15 protein-coding genes are annotated in these 19,181 nt (G+C 66.3%); 6 read left to right on the forward strand and 9 right to left on the reverse strand.

Annotated features, from left to right (window positions below):
* Window positions 1-84: 84 nt before the first annotated feature.
* Both pepN and QI450_RS08095 read right to left on the reverse strand, forming a co-directional pair.
* Complete coding sequence (gene pepN / locus QI450_RS08090) at window positions 85-2,688, reverse strand: aminopeptidase N (RefSeq protein ID WP_226775880.1); 2,604 nt, start codon at window positions 2,686-2,688, stop codon at window positions 85-87.
* Between the two features lie 4 nt (window positions 2,689-2,692).
* Window positions 2,693-3,724, reverse strand: coding sequence for a putative sulfate exporter family transporter (locus QI450_RS08095; protein WP_226775879.1), 1,032 nt, complete (start codon window positions 3,722-3,724; stop codon window positions 2,693-2,695).
* A 162-nt stretch (window positions 3,725-3,886) separates the two neighbouring features.
* Here QI450_RS08095 and QI450_RS08100 point away from each other — a divergent pair, with 162 nt between their 5' ends.
* The 3 genes from QI450_RS08100 (at window position 3,887) to QI450_RS08110 (ending at window position 7,293) form a co-directional block, all read left to right on the forward strand.
* Window positions 3,887-5,443 carry a circularly permuted type 2 ATP-grasp protein gene (locus QI450_RS08100; protein ID WP_226775878.1) on the forward strand — a complete coding sequence of 519 codons (1,557 nt, stop codon included), beginning with the start codon at window positions 3,887-3,889 and terminating at the stop codon, window positions 5,441-5,443.
* A 75-nt stretch (window positions 5,444-5,518) separates the two neighbouring features.
* Window positions 5,519-6,445: an alpha-E domain-containing protein gene (locus QI450_RS08105; protein ID WP_226762129.1), complete on the forward strand. Its 927-nt coding sequence runs from the start codon at window positions 5,519-5,521 to the stop codon at window positions 6,443-6,445.
* On the forward strand, window positions 6,442-7,293 hold the full coding sequence (locus tag QI450_RS08110; protein ID WP_226775877.1) for a transglutaminase family protein: 852 nt from the start codon (window positions 6,442-6,444) through the stop codon (window positions 7,291-7,293). Before QI450_RS08105 ends, QI450_RS08110 begins: the two co-directional genes overlap by 4 nt.
* Before the next feature lie 90 nt (window positions 7,294-7,383).
* Here QI450_RS08110 and QI450_RS08115 read toward each other — a convergent pair whose 3' ends face one another.
* Window positions 7,384-7,872: a pyridoxamine 5'-phosphate oxidase family protein gene (locus tag QI450_RS08115; RefSeq protein ID WP_226775876.1), complete on the reverse strand. Its 489-nt coding sequence runs from the start codon at window positions 7,870-7,872 to the stop codon at window positions 7,384-7,386.
* Between the two features lie 169 nt (window positions 7,873-8,041).
* On the opposite strand from QI450_RS08115, the gene QI450_RS08120 reads away from it, so the two are divergent.
* On the forward strand, window positions 8,042-9,742 hold the full coding sequence (locus tag QI450_RS08120) for a GAF domain-containing sensor histidine kinase (RefSeq protein WP_226775887.1): 1,701 nt from the start codon (window positions 8,042-8,044) through the stop codon (window positions 9,740-9,742).
* A 43-nt stretch (window positions 9,743-9,785) separates the two neighbouring features.
* On the opposite strand, the gene QI450_RS08125 is transcribed toward QI450_RS08120, so the two are convergent.
* Entirely contained in the window at window positions 9,786-10,514 is a 729-nt protein-coding gene (locus tag QI450_RS08125; RefSeq protein WP_226775875.1) for a response regulator transcription factor, read from the reverse strand.
* 290 nt (window positions 10,515-10,804) lie between these two features.
* On the opposite strand from QI450_RS08125, the gene QI450_RS08130 reads away from it, so the two are divergent.
* The gene (locus QI450_RS08130; protein ID WP_226775874.1) at window positions 10,805-11,257 is read left to right on the forward strand and encodes a universal stress protein; all 453 of its coding nucleotides are present in this window, start codon (window positions 10,805-10,807) and stop codon (window positions 11,255-11,257) included.
* Window positions 11,258-11,295: 38 nt separating this feature from the next.
* Here QI450_RS08130 and QI450_RS08135 read toward each other — a convergent pair whose 3' ends face one another.
* From QI450_RS08135 to glgC, 3 genes are all read right to left on the reverse strand, one after another.
* Window positions 11,296-11,766, reverse strand: a complete 471-nt coding sequence (locus QI450_RS08135) for a pyridoxamine 5'-phosphate oxidase family protein (protein ID WP_226775873.1) — start codon at window positions 11,764-11,766, stop codon at window positions 11,296-11,298.
* An 87-nt stretch (window positions 11,767-11,853) separates the two neighbouring features.
* Window positions 11,854-13,317: an SDR family oxidoreductase gene (locus tag QI450_RS08140; protein ID WP_226775872.1), complete on the reverse strand. Its 1,464-nt coding sequence runs from the start codon at window positions 13,315-13,317 to the stop codon at window positions 11,854-11,856.
* A gap of 72 nt (window positions 13,318-13,389) precedes the next feature.
* Entirely contained in the window at window positions 13,390-14,805 is a 1,416-nt protein-coding gene (gene glgC / locus QI450_RS08145; protein ID WP_226775886.1) for a glucose-1-phosphate adenylyltransferase, read from the reverse strand.
* Window positions 14,806-14,900: 95 nt separating this feature from the next.
* Here glgC and glgA point away from each other — a divergent pair, with 95 nt between their 5' ends.
* The gene (gene glgA, locus QI450_RS08150) at window positions 14,901-16,106 is read left to right on the forward strand and encodes a glycogen synthase (protein WP_226775871.1); all 1,206 of its coding nucleotides are present in this window, start codon (window positions 14,901-14,903) and stop codon (window positions 16,104-16,106) included.
* 85 nt (window positions 16,107-16,191) lie between these two features.
* On the opposite strand, the gene QI450_RS08155 is transcribed toward glgA, so the two are convergent.
* A complete protein-coding gene (locus QI450_RS08155) occupies window positions 16,192-18,318 on the reverse strand; it encodes an acyl-CoA dehydrogenase (protein WP_226775870.1) in 2,127 nt (708 codons plus the stop codon).
* A gap of 83 nt (window positions 18,319-18,401) precedes the next feature.
* Window positions 18,402-19,148 carry a TetR/AcrR family transcriptional regulator gene (locus QI450_RS08160; protein WP_226775885.1) on the reverse strand — a complete coding sequence of 249 codons (747 nt, stop codon included), beginning with the start codon at window positions 19,146-19,148 and terminating at the stop codon, window positions 18,402-18,404.
* Window positions 19,149-19,181: the final 33 nt, after the last annotated feature.

Below are 19,181 nucleotides of genomic sequence, written 5' to 3' on the forward strand. Positions count from 1 at the left end.
CCCAGCTGCGCCCGGCGGTCCCGGGTCAGCCGCGGTCCCGGGTGAGCGGCGGTCCCGGCCCGTGCTGGCCTACAAGGTGCTGGCCTATATGGTGCGGGCCTGTGCGGTTAATGACCGGTGCAGGTGGCTGCGCTGTTCGATGATGATCCGCCGCAGCGCCCGCGGCGCATCCGGGTGGCCGGCAAGCCACTGGTCCGTCCGGACAATAACGGCGTTCGTATCCGCAGTGCCGGCGTCCAGATCCTGACCTGCCGGGTAGAGCCCGCGGACAATCCGGCTGGCTATTTCGATGCTGCGCCCGGCCCAGACGTCCTCCAGGGCGTCGAAATAGCGGTCCGCGAACGGGTCCAGCAGCGGCGCCGGTGCCGTGGTGAAACCGGTGATCGTTGCGCTCAGCAGCTGGTTGGACAGCGAGGTGCCATGCACCGCTTCGTGCCAGGCTGCCTCTTTGACGGCCGACTCGGGGCGGGCTGCGAGGGCGGTGGCGTGCCCGGCCCTCCCGGCGGCGGTGTTGTCCCGTGCCAGCTCCGCGTCGAGCCGGGCGGGTGTGGCCTCACCGTTGGCGGCCAGTGCGTGCCAGAAGTTCCAGCGGAGCTCCGCATCCACGGACAGGCCTTCAACGACGGTGCTGCCGTCCAGGATGCCGCGCAGCAGGTCAAGCCGGCCGCTGCTGTGGCGGCTGGTTGTGGCGACCGTGCGGGCCCACGCCAGCTGATGGTCGGATCCCGGCGCGGCCCGCAGCAGTTCGTCCACAGCGAGCGTCAGGAAGCCGTCGCGGACGGCGCCCCGCCCGGCAGCGGGGACGTAACGTTCGATCGCGGTGGCGGCGTTGGCCAGGACGGTCAGGAGCACGCCGATCCCGGATTCCGCGGGCCCGAAGCGTTTGACGGCGTCCACGTAGAGGGACGACGGAGTGACCGCATCTCGGGCCGAGTCCCACAGTGCCGTCCAGCACAGGGCACGGGCCATCGGATCGTTGAGCGCGCCGAGGGAGGACCGCACGGTGGCTTCCGAGCGGGGGTCCAGGCGGACTTTGGCGTAGCTAAGGTCCTCGTCGTTGACCAGGAGCAGGGCCGGCCGTGGCTTGCCGGTGAGGGACGTCACCTCGGTGCGTTCCCCGTCGACGTCAATCTCGACGCTGTCGGTGCGGACCAGGGCACCGTCTTCGTCCGCGTTGTAGAGGCCGATCCTCAGCCGGTGCGGGCGCGGCTCCTGCCGGCCCGTGGCCGGGTCTTCGGCATCCTGGCGAAGCGTCACACTACCGATGACGCCGTCGCGTTCCTCGATCTCACTGCTGAGGGTGGAAATGCCGGAGGTTTGCAGCCACTGACGGGCCCAGCCCGCCAGGTCCCGGCCGGAGGCGGCGCCCAGCGCGGCGAGCAGCTCGGCCAGGGTCGTGTTGCCGTAGGCGTGATCCTTGAAGTACTGGCGCGAGCCGGCCACAAAGGCCTCGAAACCCACGTACGCGACGAGCTGTTTAAGTACCGAGGCGCCCTTGGCGTAGGTGATCCCGTCAAAGTTCTGCTTGGCGGCCTCGAGGTCGGGGATGTCCGCGACGATCGGGTGTGTGGTCGGCAGCTGGTCCTGCATGTAGGCCCAGGCCTTGCGGTTGTTGGCGAAGTTCACCCAGGCCGTGGCCCAGTCAGTGGTCCGGTCCACGCCAAGGGTTCCCATGTAGTCGGCAAAGGACTCTTTGAGCCACAAATCGTTCCACCACTGCATGGTGACGAGGTCCCCGAACCACATGTGGGCCATTTCGTGCAGCAGGGTGTTGGCGCGGGCCTGGTACTGCGAATCGGCAGCCCGGGAGGTGAAGACGTAGCCTTCCGTAAAGGTCACCAGCCCCGGGTTCTCCATGGCGCCAAGGTTGTATTCGGGCACAAACGCCTGGTCGTATTTCCCCCACGGGTACGGAAAGTCGAAGAGCCGGTTGAAGAAATCCAGGCCGTTCCTCGTGAGCGTGAACAGCACCTCCGGGTCGAAGGACGCCGCCATGGACGCCCGGCAGTAGAGGGCAAGCGGGACAACCAGGCTGCTGCCGTCGGCCAGGGTACCCTCCCAGGAATCCTCGGCCTTGAAATATGGGCCGGCCAGCACCGTCGTGATGTACGTGGACATCGCTTTGGTCGGGGCAAAGTCCCAGCGGCTCACCTCGGGCTCGCCCGCCAGGGGCGTCCGCCGGGTCTCGATGCCGTTGGAGGACACCTGCCAGCGCGACGGCGCCAGAACGTGAAAGGTGAATTCGGCCTTGAGGTCGGGCTGTTCGAAGTTGGCGAACACGCGGCGGGCGTCGGCCGGCTCGTACTGGGTGTAGAGGTAACACTCGTCATCGGCCGGGTCGAAGAAACGGTGCATACCCTCCCCGGAGGTGCTGTACAGCGCGGTCCCGGTGACGGTGACCTGGTTCTCCGCCTGCAGGTTCTCCAGCCGGATCCGGGACCCGTCCACAACGTCGGCAACGGCGAGCCGGTTGCCGTTCAGGGAAATGCTCTGCACCTCGCCGATGAAGTCCAGGAACGTTGAGCGGCCCGGTTCACGGGCGGAGAAGGTGACGACGCTGCGGCTTGTGTAGCCGTCGACGTCCGCATCAGCGGCCGCCCGGACATCCAGGGTGACATCGTAGCTGTGGGTGGCAATCAGGGCGGATCGGTCGGCGGCTTCATCGCGGCGCAGGTTCTGGTTCGACACCCCGCTATCTAATCATGAGGAACGCGGCGCCAAGTCCCAGCGCCGCGATCAGCAGCCAGGACGCGAGGGCGGCCAACAGGGCCCGTGCACCGGTGTGCAGCAGCTGACCCACCCGCACCGCAGAGCCGAGGCCGAACAGCGCCATCCCCAGGACCACGTCCTGGAGCACCGCGGCGCCCTCGAGGATGCCGGGGGCCAGCCAGCCCGTGCTGCGCAGGGCTGCGAGCGCCACAAAACCGAGCACAAACAGCGGAACGATCGGCGGCCGCTTGAGTCCGTCCCCGGCGTCGGCGCGGCGGCGGTGGTGCAGCCCCGCGGCGGCGACGATGGGTGCCAGCAGGATTACCCTGGTGAGTTTTACGACGACGGCGATGGCCAGTGCGCCCGCTCCGGCGGTCTGCGCCGTGGCCACCACCTGTCCCACGTCATGCACGGAGGCTCCGGTCCAGGCCCCAAAGACCTCGGGGCTCAGTCCCAACGGCCGAATCAGCAGCGGCAGCACACCGATGGCCAGGGTGCCGCACAGGGTTACGAGGGCCACCGGCAACACGGTGTCCGGCTGCCGGATCCGGCGCACCGCGGCCATCGCCCCGATGGCCGAGGCGCCGCAGATGGCAAAACCGGTCGCAATCAGCAGGGAGACCTGGGGTGGCAGGCGAAAGAGCCTGCTGATGACATACGTCCCGGCGAAGGCGGCCAGCACAACGCCGGTGATCAGCAGCAGTGCGGCCCAGCCAAGACCGAGCACATCCACAAGGCTGACTTTCAGGCCAAGGATCACGATTCCGGCGCGCATCAGGTGTTTGCCGGCGAAATCCAGCCCCGGCCGCCCGGGCCCGGCGGACCAGGCGCCCAGGCCGGGGATATTTGCGGCCAGGAGCCCGAACACAACTGCCAGCGTCATGGCCGGGAGGGCCGGCACTTGGGTGTGGACCGCGAGGGCCAGGGCGACGGCGGCCGCGGCGGCCAGCAGCCCCGGCAGCAGCCTGCTCGGGTGACCGGCGGCCGGGAGCGATGGATGAGGGAAGTGAGGCACCTATCCACTGTCCCGCAACTGCCCGAAAAAGCCGTCACCGCCACGTCGGCAGCACAGCGGGCAGCCCGCAGCCCGAGCCAGAACTGCTCCCCGCGCCCGGACGCGCCGCGCTCAGCGGGCGAGGAAATGATTTCGCAACAAAAAGGTGGTTGTCTAGTGTCCATGTCTGACCTATTCCTGGATTACTCGGTGGCCGCCGAACGCACCGGCGCCTACGACGAGATGTTTACCCCCGGGCAACAGCCCCGGCAGTCGTACGGGCAGGTTGCCGGCGCCCTGCGGGAACTTTCGCTGGCCGATGTCACTGCCCGGGCAGATTCCATGGCGCGGACCTTCCTGGACCGCGGTGTTACGTTCGACTTTGCGGGGGAGGAACGGCCCTTTCCGCTGGACATCGTGCCGCGGGTGATCCCGGCCGATGAGTGGACCGTGCTGGAGAAGGGTGTGGCGCAGCGCGTCCGGGCCCTCGAAGCGTTCCTCAACGACGTCTACGACAAGATGACGGTAGTGGCCGACGGCGTCATCCCGCGCCAGCTCGTCACAACCAGCGCACACTTCCACCGCCAGGTGCACGGCTTTGAACCGGCCGGCGGTGTCCGTGTCCATGTCTCCGGCATCGACGTGGTCCGCGACGCCGCAGGAACTTTCCGGGTCCTGGAGGACAACGTCCGCGTCCCCTCGGGGGTCAGCTACGTCCTGGAGAACCGCCGCGCCATGGCCAAAGGCCTGCCGGAGGCCTTTGGCCAGCAGCTCATCCGGCCGGTCGAGGAGTACCCGCGGCGGCTGCTCTCCGCCCTGCGCAAGACGGCACCGTCCGGCGTCGACGACCCCACAGTCGTCGTCCTGACCCCCGGCGTCTTCAACAGCGCCTACTTCGAACACACCCTGCTCGCCGGCCTGATGGGCGTCGAACTCGTCGAAGGCCGGGACCTGATCTGCCGCGGCAACCGCGTCTACATGCGCACTACCGCCGGCGAGCAGCGCGTGGACGTGATCTACAAGCGCATCGATGACGAGTTCCTGGACCCGCTGCAGTTCCGCGCCGACTCGATGCTCGGCTGTCCGGGCCTGGTCAACGCCGCACGGGCCGGCGGCGTGACAATTGCCAACGCCGTGGGTAACGGCGTCGCCGACGACAAGCTGGTCTACAGCTACGTCCCGGACCTGATCCGCTATTACCTCAGCGAAGAACCCGTGATCGCCAATGTGGACACCTTCCGGCTGGAGGAGAAAGCGGCCCGCGAGGAGGTCCTTGACCGGCTGGCCGAACTCGTAGTCAAGCCCGTGGACGGCTCCGGCGGCAAGGGACTGGTGATCGGTCCGGATGCTTCCCGGGAGGAACTTGAGGCCCTGCGCAAACGCGTTATCGCGGACCCCAGGGGATGGATCGCGCAGCCGGTCCTGCAGTTGTCCACCGTTCCCACGCTCAGCGGCGACAAGTTCGGCCCGCGGCACGTGGACCTCCGTCCCTTCGCCGTCAACGACGGCGACGACGTCTGGGTGCTGCCCGGCGGCCTGACCCGGGTGGCACTGAAGGAGGGCTCCCTGATTGTGAACTCCAGCCAGGGCGGCGGTTCCAAGGACACCTGGGTGCTGGCGGATTCCCCCGCAGTGCCGGTGGAGACCCTCCCGCGTCCGGCCATCGAGGTCCGCGAGCGGGTCTCGGTCTGGCCGGTAGAGAGCAACTGGCGCGACAGCCAGAAGGAGCAGCAGCAATGACCAGAGGCACCATGTCGATCGCTTTTCCGCTGACCCGTCCTTTTTATGTTTCCGATGCGCCGGAGGTAACCGCCCATGCTTAGCCGTATCGCCGAGTCACTGTTTTGGATCGGCCGCTATGTGGAACGGGCCGACGGAACCGCGCGGATCCTGGACGTCCACCTGGAGCGCCTGAATCACCTGCCGATGGAGGAACAGCGCAGCGTCGCGCAGGAGCTCCTTGCCGTGATGGGCGCCCGGGCACAGAGTGAGGACTTCGGCCTCCCCGAACTGCTCAACGCCCTCGCGTACGACAAACAAAGTGCCACGTCGATTGCCGGTTCACTCGGTGCGGCGCGGGAAAACGCCCGTCGGGCCCGGGAAACGGTGTCCTCAGGCCTCTGGGAAAGCCTCAACACGACCTACTACGGGCTCAACCAGCACCGCAAGGACGTTGTGGGCACCTACCGCTTTTGCAACTGGGTGCTGGAGCGGACCGCCATGGTCAGCGGACTCGCGGACACCACGGTCAGCCACGACGAGAGCTGGCAGTTCCTGGTCCTGGGCCGCTCGCTGGAACGCGCGGACATGACAGCGCGGATGCTCTCCACCCGGGACGTCCTTTCGGCCGGCATGTCCTGGGTGAACATGCTCCGCTGCGCCGGTGCCTACGAATCCTTCCTGCGGACCCGCCGGGCGGCTTTCGGCGATCAGCATGCCGCCGAGTTCCTGCTCTTGGACCGGCTGTTCCCCCGGTCCATCGTCTATGCGCTGCGGGACGCGGATGAGTGCCTCGCCATGCTGGACCCTTCGGCCCAGCGCGTTGGCTTTATCAACGACGCCCGCCGGATCGTGGGGCAGGCCCGGACGTTCCTGGAGTTCCACCGGACCGACGACCTGATGTCCGAACTTCCGGAGCACATGGAGCGCGTCCAGAAGGCCGTCTCGCAGGCCTCGGACGCCATTTCCCGTAAGTACTTCAATCAGGCAGACGAACTGGCCTGGGTGGGAGAAGTTTCATGACCCGGCTGAGCATCATCCACAAGACCGCGTACAAGTACAACAAGCGCGTTACGCTCTCGTACAACGAAGCCCGCATGACCCCGCTGACGGACCCCCAACAGGTGGTGCTGGAGTCCTCGCTGAAGGTTTCACCGTCACAGGCGGCCCTGAGCAGTTACCGCGACTACTGGGGCACCCGGGTGACCGCCTTTGACATGCAGATGCCGCACGAGCACCTGGAGGTCCTGTCCACCACAACCGTGGAGGTACACCGGGCGGAGCGGGTCCCGGCGGAGGCGGACATTGTGGGCTGGGAGGTTCTTGGCGCCGCGGAAGCGCTCAACAAGTTCAGCGACTGGATTCCGCAGTCCCAGCTCACCGGCCCGGGCGCCGAAGTGCTCGGGATCATCCCCGGCGTGGTGGGGGACCGCAATCCGCACGAGGCGGCGATGGCTGTCTTTGGCTGGATGCGCGGGGAAATGACCTACATGAAGGGCACCACCGGAGTCACCACAAACGCCGAGGAAGCCTGGGGCCAGCGCCAGGGCGTCTGCCAGGACCTGGCGCACCTTGCCATCGGCGCGCTGCGCAGCCGGGGGATCCCTGCCCGCTACGTGTCCGGTTACCTCCACCCGCGCTCGACGGCGGAACTCGGCGAGCCGGTGGCCGGGCAGTCGCACGCTTGGCTGGAGTGGTGGGACGGTGAATGGCGCAGTTGGGACCCCACCAACCACAAACCGGCGGGCGACCTCCATGTCACAGTGGCGAGGGGCCGTGACTACCGCGATGTGGCACCGCTTAAGGGCATCCTGTCCGGCGGCGGAGGCTCAGCACTCAATGTCAGCGTCGAAATCACCCGGCTGGCCTGATTCCCGGCACCCCACCCGGTTGCCCTCTCAGTTGCGGCTGCTCCGGTAGCCCCGGGGTCAGCACAGCCGACGGGCATCCCTGGGGAGGGGCTATTCGAGTCCGGAGCGGGTGGCGTCATCCAGTGGTGTCCACCAGGTCAGGGGCGGAACCACTTTAAACCGGCGTCCGGTCACCGAGTCAGGGGTGATCCGGACAAAGTGTTCCTTTTTGCCCGCTTGCCAGGGGAACAGGAGCAGCCCCACGGTGTCCAGAACCTCCTCCACGTTCTGCACCGGGGCCGCCTGGCCCTTGATCACCACGCTCCACGCGATGCCGCTGTCGGCGTCCACCCCATCTGCCTCCACCGCCACCGGTGTGTCGCCGGTGGCAGCCTGCAGCTTGGTGCCGTCAGCCGTGCGGAAGACCAGGGTACCGTGGTCCACCTTGTAATTAATCGGGAATATGTCGGGATGGCCATCCACCCAGACGGCCAGCCTGCCAACGGTCACGCCGCGTAGCAGCCGCCAGCATTCGTGGTGGTCCAGGTTCTCAACTTCGTGTGCCTGCTGTGTTTTTTCCGGCTTCGGGTCAGTACTCATGTCAGCGACCCTACGTCAGCTACTGGGCGGCCGATAGGGCAAAAGGTCACAATCCGAAGCTCCGTCGTTGGGCTCCGAGGGCCGATGCGCCAGCATCAGGGTAGTCTGGCATCACCGTCGCCAGCGCGGACGACAGTTGTGTTCGTTGTATCGAATTGGGGCCATGAGCATGCATTCAGCAGGGAATCGTCCGGACCAGACCACCGCCGAGCCAGAGCCCATGATTGACGATACGTTCAAGGGGTTCGTTTCCCGGGCAGAGGAACTGCTCCAGTCCCAGGAACGGATGGCCGGCCTATTGGAGGCCGTTGTCGCTATTGCCGAGGACCTCAGCCTGGACGCCGTCCTGGAAAGGGTCGTCCAGTCCGCCTGCCGCTTGCTCCGGGCCCGCTTTGGGGCCCTGGGAGTCATCGGCGATGACCGGGCCCTCAGCCACTTCATCACTGTCGGCATCGACGAAGAACTGGCCCACCGGATCGGACCCCTTCCTACCGGGCACGGGGTCCTGGGCCTGCTGATTTCCGATCCCCGCCCGCTCCGCCTTCATGACCTGCGCAGCCATCCTGAATCCTATGGATTCCCGGCGGACCATCCACCCATGAAGTCCTTCCTCGGCGTCCCGGTGCGGGTTCGGGACGTCGTTTTCGGCAACCTCTATCTGACCGAAAAGGAGGACGGCAGCGACTTCACGGCAGAAGACGAGGGTCTCGCCGTCGCTTTGGCGGCCGCCGCGGGGGTTGCCATTGAGAACGCCCGGCTCTACGACGACGCCCGGCGCCGGGCCCGCTGGCTGGAAGCCTGCATGGACGTCTCGGGGCTGATGCTCAGCAATGACCGCGACTACACCTTCGGCGGATTGGACCCCATCGCAAGCCGGGCCCTCCAGGAGTCCGGCTCGCAGCTCGCAATGCTGGTGGCACCCGCTGCAGGCGGCCGAGGATATCTTGTCGCCGGGGTGGCAGGAGCAAAAAGTGCGCAGTTCTCCGGCCGGGCGCTCACACTGGATTTGCCTTTGCTGGAAAGTGTCCTCGACGGCGGCGAGCCTGTTGTGCTCGCTGACGCCTCCGCCCTGTTCGGCGGGATCGACGGCGGCATCACCGGCCCGCTGCTGGCGGTGGCGCTGAGCACCCAGGGCGCCCATCACGGACTCCTGATCCTGGTCCGGGACACCGATTCGCTGCAGTACGCCAGGACCGACATCGAGATGGGCGCCGTCTTCGGCTCCCACGTCGCCCTCGCCCTCGAACTGGCCCGCGTGCACCGGCTCCGGGAAGAACTGCTGGTATTCACGGACCGGGAACGCATCGCCCGGGACCTGCACGACCTGGTGATCCAGCGCTTGTTCGCGGCCGGACTGAGCGTCCAGAGCCTGACCCGCTTTACCAAGGACGAACTCGCGACCGATCGGATCCGCACCATCACCGGGGAACTTGACGAAGCGATCCGCAGCCTGCGGGACACGATCTATTTGCTCAAGAGCAGCAGCAGCGAAACCGAGTTGCTGAGCGGACGGATCCGCCGGGTGGCACGCAGCTCGGCGAAGTCCATGCCGTTCGCACCCAGCCTGACCATCACCGGACCGGTGGACGCCGTCACCCCTGACAAAGCGGACAATGTTGTGGCTGTGGTGTCGGAGGGCCTCAGCAACGCACTTCGGCATTCCGGCGCCGACGCCATCTCCGTGTCGGTAGGTGTGGTCAAAGGCAGGGTGACAGTGGTCATCACGGACAACGGAGCAGGCTTCACCGAACCCGGAAAACGCCGGGGTTTGGCCAACCTTGAGGACCGTGCCCGGATGCTGGACGGCAGCTGCACCATCACGAGCGCTCCGGACGCCGGCACCAGCCTTGAATGGTCCGTGCCGCTATAGCAGCAGGCGTCGCGGGCAGTGATCGCGGTTCGAGGCCCGCCGGCTAACGGACGCTGTGGGGTCGATGTGCTTCCGCGTGGCTTCCTTGCGGTGCCGGCGACGCGGGGCTCGCGATAAACACCGCAGCCTGCGTCCGCCGTTCAAAGCCCAGCTTGGCCAGCAGTGACGAAACGTAGTTTTTGACGGTCTTCTCGGCGAGGAACATCTCCGCTGCAATCTGGCGGTTGGTGAGCCCACCGCCCACCAGCTCCAGTACCCGCCGCTCCTGCGGCGTCAGGGAGGCAGTCCTGGGGTCCACATCTTCGGCCGCCACCAAGCTGTCCACGATTCCGGCGGCGACGCCCTCCGCGAAGAGGGACTCGCCGGCAGCAGCCCGGCGCAGCGCCCCGATCAGGTCAGTGCCACCGATCTCCTTTAGGACATAGCCGCTCGCGCCCGCCAGAACCGCTCCGCGCAGTGCTTGCTCGTCGTCGTAGCTCGTCAGAATAATGCAGTTCAGCGACGGGTCCACCGAACGTACGTCGCGGCAGACCTCAATTCCGGTCCCGTCCGGCAGACGGGCGTCCAGGACGCAGACGTCAGGATGGAGGGCCGGAATGCGCCGGGTCGCCTCGACGGCGGAACCCGAGCTGCCCACCACCAGGAAGCCCTCACCCTCGAGGAGCTCCTGGAGCCCGCGCCGGACGAGTTCGTGGTCATCAAGGATAAAGACCCGGATAACGGCCGGTGCCCCGTCGGCTGCAGTGAGACCTGCGTCTGCCCAGGCAATCATGATTCTCCTGTCCGGCGGCTTATGCTGCCGTGTATGGTGCGGATACTCCGAGGCCCGCTCCGACGATTATGCCGGCGCGGGATTCGCAGACTCCCCATTGTCCGCTCCGGCCGCCGGTTCCGTTCCCAACGACTGCCATTCTTCTCCGTGTCCCGGGACCGGACAAGGGTCCTAGGTCCCGCAGGGACAGTTCCGGCGTGTGTTGCCCATGCCTTTTGGCCCTAGGCGCTGCTGCGGCCAGCAGGTCATGGTAGGCAGGACGTGCCAGTTGTATACCGAAGGGATCTGCCATGACCGAAGCCACCAAAGTCCGGACCATTGTGGTGGGAGTCGACGGTTCCGATGCATCGGTTGAAGCCCTGCGCCAGGCCCAGAGCCTCGCCGCAGCGCTCTCCGCGACGGTTGTGGCGCTGGCCTGCTGGGACGTCCCCCCGGTCTACGACGGATATGTCGCCATGGGCATCGACGACTTCGATGTCCGCGCCGATGAAATCCTGCAGGAAGCCGTGGAGAAGGCGTTCGGGGCGGACGTCCCCGCCAACCTCGAAACCCGACTCGTCCAGGGCCACCCCCGCCATACCCTGCTTGAGGCCAGCCGGAGCGCCGAACTGCTGGTGGTAGGGCGCCGGGGCCATGGCGGCTTCGGCGGACTGCTCATCGGTTCGGTCAGCTCCGCCCTGGTGGCACACGCCCACTGCCCGGTGCTGGTGGTCCATTCCCCGGAACCCAAAGCTGCGAGGTAGCGCCCGCAGGCTCCAGCCCGGTGGCAGCTACTCGAAAGCTACTCGAAAGAGGCCCGGCGGGGATCAGAGAGGCGGGTGTTCCACAGATCCGGGTTCCTCACTGTGAACCGGCGACCCGTCAAGGCCTTGGGGGAGAGCCGCACATAGTAGCCCTTGTCGCCCGGCTGCCACGGCTCAAGGAGGCGGGCGTCGACGGCGTCCTTGTCCTCTTGGCTCTCAATCAGCTGCGCCTCGCCGCGGGCAACAACACTCCACGCCTGCTGTTCGTGGGCGTCGTAGCCATCGATCTCAAAGGCGATCGGCTTCGCCGTCATCGCCGCCCAGAGTTTGGTGCCACCGGCGGTGCGAAAGACGATCGAGCGGCGGTCTAGCGCAAAGTTCACCGGAAATATCTCCGGGTGCCCATCCACAATCAGGGCGATCCGCCCCACCACTTCCGTGTCCAGCAGGACCCAGCACTGGTCAATGGACAGCCCGAATTCGGGCGCGGGCGTCGTCTCTGTATTCATGTGCACCAACGTTACGGGCACTGCCGGGAACCCATTAGGGCCATAGGGCCCGGACCCTCCCGGCACCGGCGTGAAACCAGCCCGCGCTCACCACGGACTAGGCTTGTAGTCCTTCAGGAAGACGCCGAACTGGTCCTCGCCGGACTCGCCCACCACAATCGGGTCGTAGACCCGGGCGGCCCCGTCGACCAGATCCAGGGGAGCGTGGAAACCCTCCTCCATCAGGCGGACCTTGGTGTAGTGCGGGCGCTCATCGGTGATCCAGCCGGTATCGACGGCGGTCATCAGGATACCGTCCGCGTCCAGCATCTCCTGGGCGCTGGTCCGTGTCATCATGTTCAGCGCCGCTTTGGCCATATTGGTGTGCGGGTGGCCGGGGCCCTTGTAGGCTCGGGCGAACTGGCCCTCCATGGCACTGACATTGACGATGTACTTCCGCCGGGCGGTTGAGCGTTTCATCGCCCCTCGAAGCCGGCTAACCAGCAGGAACGGCGCGGTGACGTTGCACAACTGGACCTCCAGCATTTCCAGGGGATCCACCTCGTCCAGCACCTGGGTCCAGCTGTTGATACTGGCCAGGTCCGGGACCAGGCCGCCGGCGTCGATGGCGGTGCCGGAAGCGATGCGCTCCAAGGATGCGGAACCCGCGGACAACGCCAGCGAGGTGATGGCGTCTCCAGCCAGCACCGGGTGCTCCAGGACGGTGCTGGCGAGGGCCAGCGGGTGCTTGTCGTGGGCGTGGCCGAAGGTGACTAGTTCCGGGCCGCCATTGGCCGCCTGGAGCGCCGCGGGGAGGGGTTCATCCTCGGCGTCGACGAGCGGCTGATAGGCATTGCCGGAGCGCCGGACGGTTTGGGCTGCGTTGTTGATAATGATGTCCAGCGGACCCGCCGCCTCGAGCGAATCGGTCAGTGCCATCACCTGGGAGGGGTCGCGGAGGTCAATCCCAACGATCCTGAGCCGGTGCAGCCATTCGCTGCTGTCTTCCATCGCGGCAAAGCGGCGGGCAGCGTCCTTGGGGAAACGGGTGGTGATGGTGGTGTGGGCGCCGTCGCGGAGCAACCGCAGCGCAATGTACATACCAATCTTCGCCCGGCCGCCGGTCAGCAGGGCTGCGCGTCCGGTCAGGTCGGTCCGTGCGTCCCGCTTACTGTGGCTGAAGGCGGCGCAATCAGGGCACAGCTGGTGGTAGAAAGCATCCACCTGGGTGTAATGCTGCTTGCAGATATAGCAGGGCCTGGATTTGATCAAGTGCCCGGCAATCTCGCCGGTGGCCGAGGGCGCGAGTTTGTTACCGCGGGTTTCGTCGTCGATCCGGTCCGGGGCCGCCGTAGCGGTCTGTGCGATCACGGCACGGTCCGCTTCGGCGATCATGTCCCGCTTACTGACCCGGCGGTGCCGCTTCACGGCCTTGAACATCTTCCCGGTGGCGCGGCGCACCGAGACGTAGTCCGGGTGCTCCTCGTCGTAGACGTGGATGCTGTTCAGGACCTTTAGGCAGGCCCGGATTTCCTCGGGAGTCAGATCGGACGGCACATCGGGAGAGCTCATTGCCCCAATTTTACAGCCTGACGGGAGCCCGGACCGACGCCGGTACCGGGCTCCCGGCGCAGCAGCGCCGGATCAGTGGGCTTCGGTCGGCTGTGGAGCAGCCACGCCCACCGCGGCAGCCTGCACTTCGGCTACCTTGTGCACGGATTCACGAAGCGCGGGCCAGTTTTCCGTGGCAGCCTTGACTGCGTTCGGCACCAGGATCAGGTTGGCGGCGGCCAGGGCGCGTTCAGCTTCGCCGGGTTCGGGAACATGCTGGCCCTTCGACAGGACAGTGATGCCGGAGTCTGTGACTTTGAATCCGCGGGCCCGGTCCAGATCGTGGTCGAGGCCGATCGCGGCACCCGCCGGGACCTTGACGTTTTTGTCGATAATGGCGCGCTTGACGACTGCGCCGGAGCCAATGGTGACCTTATCCATCAGCACCGAGTCGAGGACCCGGCTGGAGGTGCCGACGTAGACGTCGTTGGAGAGAACTGAGCCCTCCACAATGCCGCCGGAAATCACGGTGCCGCTGGCAACGATGGAATCCATCGCTGTGCCGACAGTGTTCTTCTGGCCGCGGACGAACTTGGCCGGCGGGGAAATGCTTTGCCGCGTGTAGATCGGCCATTCGGAGTTGTAGAGGTTGAATACCGGAACGGGAGAGATAAGGTCCATGTGCGCATCGTAAAACGAGTCGATGGTGCCCACGTCGCGCCAGTAGGTGCGGTCGCGTTCCGTGGAGCCCGGGATCTCATTCAGGGTGAAGTCGTAGACGCCGGCTTCGCCCTGGTCAACGAAGTAGGGAATGATGTCCCCGCCCATGTCGTGTTTGGTATCAAGTCGCTCGGCATCGAGGTGCAGGGCCTCGACCAGGGCGTCGGTGCTGAACACGTAGTTGCCCATGGAGGCGAGGAACTGGGTGGGGTCGGCGGCGAGCCCCGGGGTGGTGGCGGGCTTCTCGACGAACGCGGCAATCTTCCCCGGATTATCCGGGTCCACTTCGATCACACCGAACTGGTCGGCCATGTGCAGCGGCTGCCGTACGGCGGCCACTGTGGCCTTGGCGCCGCTGGCGACGTGCTGGTCGACCATTTGCCCGAAGTCCATCCGGTATACGTGGTCTGCACCGACGACGACGACGATGTCGGGATTGGCATCCTGAATGAGGTTCAACGACTGGTAGATGGCGTTCGCGCTGCCGAGGAACCAGCTTTTGCCCACTCGCTGCTGCGCCGGGACGGAGGCGATGTAGTTGCCCAGCTGGGTGGACATCCGCCAGGTTTCGGAAATGTGACGGTCCAGGCTGTGCGACTTGTACTGCGTAAGCACAACGATCTGCAGATAGCGGGAATTGACCAGGTTGGATAACGCAAAGTCAATCAGGCGATAACTCCCGGCAAAGGGCACGCCGGGTTTGGCCCGGTCCGCCGTCAATGGCATAAGCCGGTTACCCTCGCCACCGGCAAGGACAATGGCCAAAACTTTCTTATTCGGCATAGTGATCGCTCCTGAACGCCTTTGTACTTCCACAAACAGTCCGGCTCGCCCGAACGTCTTCACACTAGATCAGTTCCACCGTAACGACTACCTTGGAGTTTGTGCGTATAGACATTGTGACCAAAGAATTTCCGCCCGAAATCTATGGCGGCGCCGGGGTCCACGTGGCCGAGCTCAGCCGTGTGCTGGCCCGGCACGTGGATCTGCAGGTTCGCGCCTTCGGCGCGGCCCGTGAACCCGACTATCACGGCGCGAGCGTCACGTCGTACGCCGTGCCCGGGGATCTGGGCACGGCGAACGCTGCGCTGCAGACCCTCGGAGTGGATTTGCGGATTGTGCCGGATATTGCCGGCGCCGACATCGTGCATTCACACACCTGGTATGCCAACATGGCCGGGCACATCGCCTCGTTGTTGCACGGCATTCCACACGTGCTCAGTGCCCACAGTTTGGAGCCACTGCGCCCGTGGAAGGCCGAGCAGCTTGGCGGCGGCTACGCCGTGTCCTCCTGGGTGGAAAAGACTGCCTACGAGGCCGCAGCCGCCATCATCGCAGTCTCCGAGGGCATGCGCCAGGACATTCTGCGCAGCTACCCGGAGGTGGACCCCGCCAAGGTCAAGGTAGTGCACAACGGCATCGATGTGAGCCTCTGGAACCGGGACGAAGGAGAGGACGTCGTCCGCGCCCTGGGGATTGACCCGGCACGGCCGAGCGTAGTCTTCGTCGGCCGCAATACCCGCCAGAAGGGCGTGCCCTACCTGCTTCGCGCGGCCGCCAAACTGCCGGCCGACGTGCAGCTGGTGTTGTGCCTTGGTGCCGCAGACACCCCCGAGCTTGCCGCCGAGACCTCCCGCCTGATCGCGCAGCTGCAGACCCAGCGCAGCGGTGTGATCCTGGTGGAGCGGATGTTGCCCCGCAACGAGCTGATCCAGGTGCTCAGCCACGCCACTGCTTTTGCCTGCCCGTCCATCTATGAGCCCCTTGGCATCGTAAACCTTGAGGCCATGGCTTGCGGTGCCGCCGTGGTGGCCAGTGCCACCGGCGGAATCCCGGAGGTGGTACAGCACGGCGAGACCGGACTGCTGGTGGACATCGAGCAAGTCACGGACGGGACCGGCACTCCGCTGGATCCGGAGAAATTTGTCACCGAATTCGCTGCCGCGCTGACCGAAGTTGTCACCGATCCCGCCCGGGCCCGCGCCATGGGCCAGGCCGGCCGGCGCCGCGCCGAAGAACACTTCTCTTGGGAATCCATCACCGAAACCACTCTTGCGGTCTACCGCTCGGTGCTCCCCACGAACTCCTGACCGCAGGCATCCGGCCACACACCACAACGGCGCCGCCCCCTTGCGGGGGCGGCGCCGTTGTGGTGTTCCGGACCGGGCCGGGACCTTAGGACTTTTTCCCGTGGCCCTTGCGTGCCAAGAGGATCTTCTCGTCCACGGGGGCATCCCCGTTGGCGCGCAGCCTGCGGAAGTACTCGCGGGCCTCATCCTGGCGGACCTTCTCAGCGCCCGTTGCGATCTCAGCGCGGAGGTGTTCCGGCCCGAACCCGAAGGCATCGACCAGGTCCAGGGCATGCGGACGGATCTTCACCAGCAGGCGGTTGATGTAGCCGCCCACGGTCCGGGCGCGCTGCATGGAGAGCCTGCCGTTCATCAGGTACCAGGACAGGTTGTCTTCAATCAGGGCCAGGCCGAAGAGATCGCGCAGCCAGGTCAGGACCTTTCGGGTTCCCGGGTCCGTGACCGTGCCAAGCGCCTCGGTAAAGGCTTCCCACTGCAGCAGCTCGGCGTGCGCCTGGGCGGCTTCGATGAGTTCGTCCTGGTGGCTGTTGAACAGGGCGGCGCCCTGCTGCTGGGGCAGCTTGTTGGCGCCCTTGAGCGCCGCGCCCACCTCGGCAACCATGGTTTGCACCCGGTCGGTCAGCAGTGCGCGCTGGCTGGCTTCGTCCTTAATCGCGATGGCCGCCTTCTGAACCGACCCGGAATCAGCCATAAACTGGGCGACGCCGCGCAGGCCCGTCCGGTGGATGGCGGCCCCCGTGGCCTGGCCCACCACATAGCGGGCGAGCACACCGAAGTTCACGGTGCGGAACTCCTTGGCATAGTCGGCCAGCAGCCGCTTGGCGACCAACTGCAGCAACACCGTGTTATCGCCTTCGAAGGTGGCGTAGACGTCGAGGTCCGCACGCAGCGAGGCAAAGCGGTTCTCGATCAGGAAACCTGCCCCGCCGCAGGCTTCGCGGCATTCCTGCAGGGTGTCAAGGGCGTGCCAGGTGCTGAGCGGCTTAAGCGCCGCCGCGAGGGTCTCCAGATCCTGCCGATCCTCGTCAGTGTCGGCCCGGCCGGAGAAAACGTCGTCGAACTTCTGCAACAGCTGCTCACTGGCGAAACCGGCGGCATACGTGGTGGCCAGACGGGTGAACAGCCGGCGCTGGTGCCGCTGGTAATCGAGCAGTACTTCCTCATCGGTTGGCGAGGAAGCGTTGAACTGGCGGCGTTCTGTGGCGTACTGGATCGCCGTTTTCAAGGCAAGCTTCGACGCGGTCACGGCGGCACCGTCTAGGGAGACCCGGCCCTGGACCAGGGTGCCAAGCATGGTGAAGAAGCGGCGGCCCGGGCTGGCGATGGGCGAGCTGTAGCTGCCATCGGCATCAACGTTGCCGTAGCGGTTCAGCAGGTGGGTGCGCGGGATCCGGACGCTCGTGAAGTGCAGCCTGCCGTTGTCAATGCCGTTGAGTCCACCCTTGACCCCGTCGTCCTCGCCCCCGATGCCGGGCAGGAATTCCCTGGTTTCGGGATCCCGGAGGTTCATGTAGAAGGCGTGCACACCGTGGTTGACGCCCTGCGTCACCAGCTGGGCGAAGACGACGGCGGCGAGTCCGTCGACGGCGGCATTCCCGATGTAGTCCTTCCACGCGGCCCGGAAGGGCGTGTGGACCACAAATTCCGCGGTGTCCGGGTCGTAGGTGGCTGTGGTGGCGATGCTGGCGACGTCCGATCCGTGGCCGGTCTCCGTCATGGCGAAGCAGCCCGGGATGTCAAGGTTCATAATGCCGGGCAGCCACTTCTTGTGGTGCTCCTCGGTGCCGAGGTGGTTGACGGCGGAGCCGAACAGACCCCACTGGACGCCGGCCTTGATCTGCAGCGAAGGGTCCGCGATAACAAGTTCCTGGAACCCGGCGACGTTGCCGCCGTGCTCGTCGGCGCCGCCGACGGCCGCCGGGAAAGCACGGTGTACGGCGCCGTTCTCCACCAGGATCTTCAGCTGGCCGAAGACACGCCGGCGGTGTTCGGTATGGGTAAGCCCCTCCGTCTTGTGCAGTTCGGGGTGCCCTGCGAGCGCCCGTGCGGTCCGGCGGGTGTCGGCCCACTTTCCCAGCAGCAGCTCGCCGAGCAGTTCAACATCGACGACGGGAGCCGCCATCCCGGTTAAGTTCGCCGGCCGGGCGGACTTGCGCTCCGCAGCAGGTCGGGGCGTGGCAGGGACCGCGTGGCGGTCGGCGAGTTCGGTCATGTCGATTCCTTCTTTGGTTCTGACACTTGGGTTCTAACACTTGAATTCTGGAAAAGTCGGTACTGGAACTGGGGCCGGCCGGCTCACGGTGATGCCGGAGCCGCGCCGGCCGGCGCGGACACAGCGGTGGCCGGGCGGAGCTCCGGGGCTATGCCCAGGCACAGCCAGTCGGTGATCTGGCGTGCCATCGCTTCCTGGCCGGGCTTGGCAGGCGTAGCCGGGCTGGCAAGCCATTGCTCACCGGCGTTTCTGACCAGGCCGATCGCGGCGGTCGGCCAGTACCCGAGTACGGCTTCGCGCCCCGTCGAGTCGCCGAGGTGGCTGTGCATGGGCCGGGCGATCATGCCGCTAATGGCCGCAAAAAAGTGGCCCAGGGCGCCGGCTGCGGGGATGCTGGCGCCCCCGGCATCCGCCTCGCCGGGGGTGTAGCGCGTAACGAAGGTGTAGACGGCGGGGCTTGTCTCCGCCATCTGGAGGTAGGCGGAAACCATCGCAAGCAGTCCTTCGCGGGGCGTCTGGGCTCCCTGCGCGGCTTCCTGGATGCGGCGCTGCATCTGGCTCAGAACCACTTCGCCGACGGCCTGCTGCAACCCTGCCTTGTCCCCGAAGTATCGGTAGAAGACTGACTTCGACGTACCGGCCGCGGCGGCAATGTCCTCCATGGAAGCGTCGCTGCCGAGCCTGTGCACTGCCTTGCGGGCAGCTTTGATCAGCTCCCGGCGCCGCTCCTCGCGATGCGGCTGCCAGCGCGAGGCCCGGCCATCCACGCTGCCGCTGCCGGCGGCGTGGGTGCCGGAGGTACTGCCGCCGGGAAGATCAGGCTGGGGAATGTTCACGATACCCAGCGTATCAGGTACGCTGGG

Source organism: Arthrobacter sp. EM1, assembly GCF_029964055.1.
Lineage (GTDB): Bacteria > Actinomycetota > Actinomycetes > Actinomycetales > Micrococcaceae > Arthrobacter.

What these genes read in the sequence shown, in the direction of transcription:
- QI450_RS08100 (WP_226775878.1), top strand. Translation starts at nt 3,887, where the DNA reads ATGTCTGACCTATTCCTGGATTACTCGGTGGCCGCCGAACGCACCGGC.
- QI450_RS08105 (WP_226762129.1), top strand. Translation starts at nt 5,519, where the DNA reads ATGCTTAGCCGTATCGCCGAGTCACTGTTTTGGATCGGCCGCTATGTG.
- QI450_RS08110 (WP_226775877.1), top strand. Translation starts at nt 6,442, where the DNA reads ATGACCCGGCTGAGCATCATCCACAAGACCGCGTACAAGTACAACAAG.
- QI450_RS08115 (WP_226775876.1), bottom strand. Translation starts at nt 7,872, where the DNA reads ATGAGTACTGACCCGAAGCCGGAAAAAACACAGCAGGCACACGAAGTT.
- QI450_RS08120 (WP_226775887.1), top strand. Translation starts at nt 8,042, where the DNA reads ATGCATTCAGCAGGGAATCGTCCGGACCAGACCACCGCCGAGCCAGAG.
- QI450_RS08125 (WP_226775875.1), bottom strand. Translation starts at nt 10,514, where the DNA reads ATGATTGCCTGGGCAGACGCAGGTCTCACTGCAGCCGACGGGGCACCG.
- QI450_RS08130 (WP_226775874.1), top strand. Translation starts at nt 10,805, where the DNA reads ATGACCGAAGCCACCAAAGTCCGGACCATTGTGGTGGGAGTCGACGGT.
- QI450_RS08135 (WP_226775873.1), bottom strand. Translation starts at nt 11,766, where the DNA reads ATGAATACAGAGACGACGCCCGCGCCCGAATTCGGGCTGTCCATTGAC.
- QI450_RS08140 (WP_226775872.1), bottom strand. Translation starts at nt 13,317, where the DNA reads ATGAGCTCTCCCGATGTGCCGTCCGATCTGACTCCCGAGGAAATCCGG.
- QI450_RS08155 (WP_226775870.1), bottom strand. Translation starts at nt 18,318, where the DNA reads ATGACCGAACTCGCCGACCGCCACGCGGTCCCTGCCACGCCCCGACCT.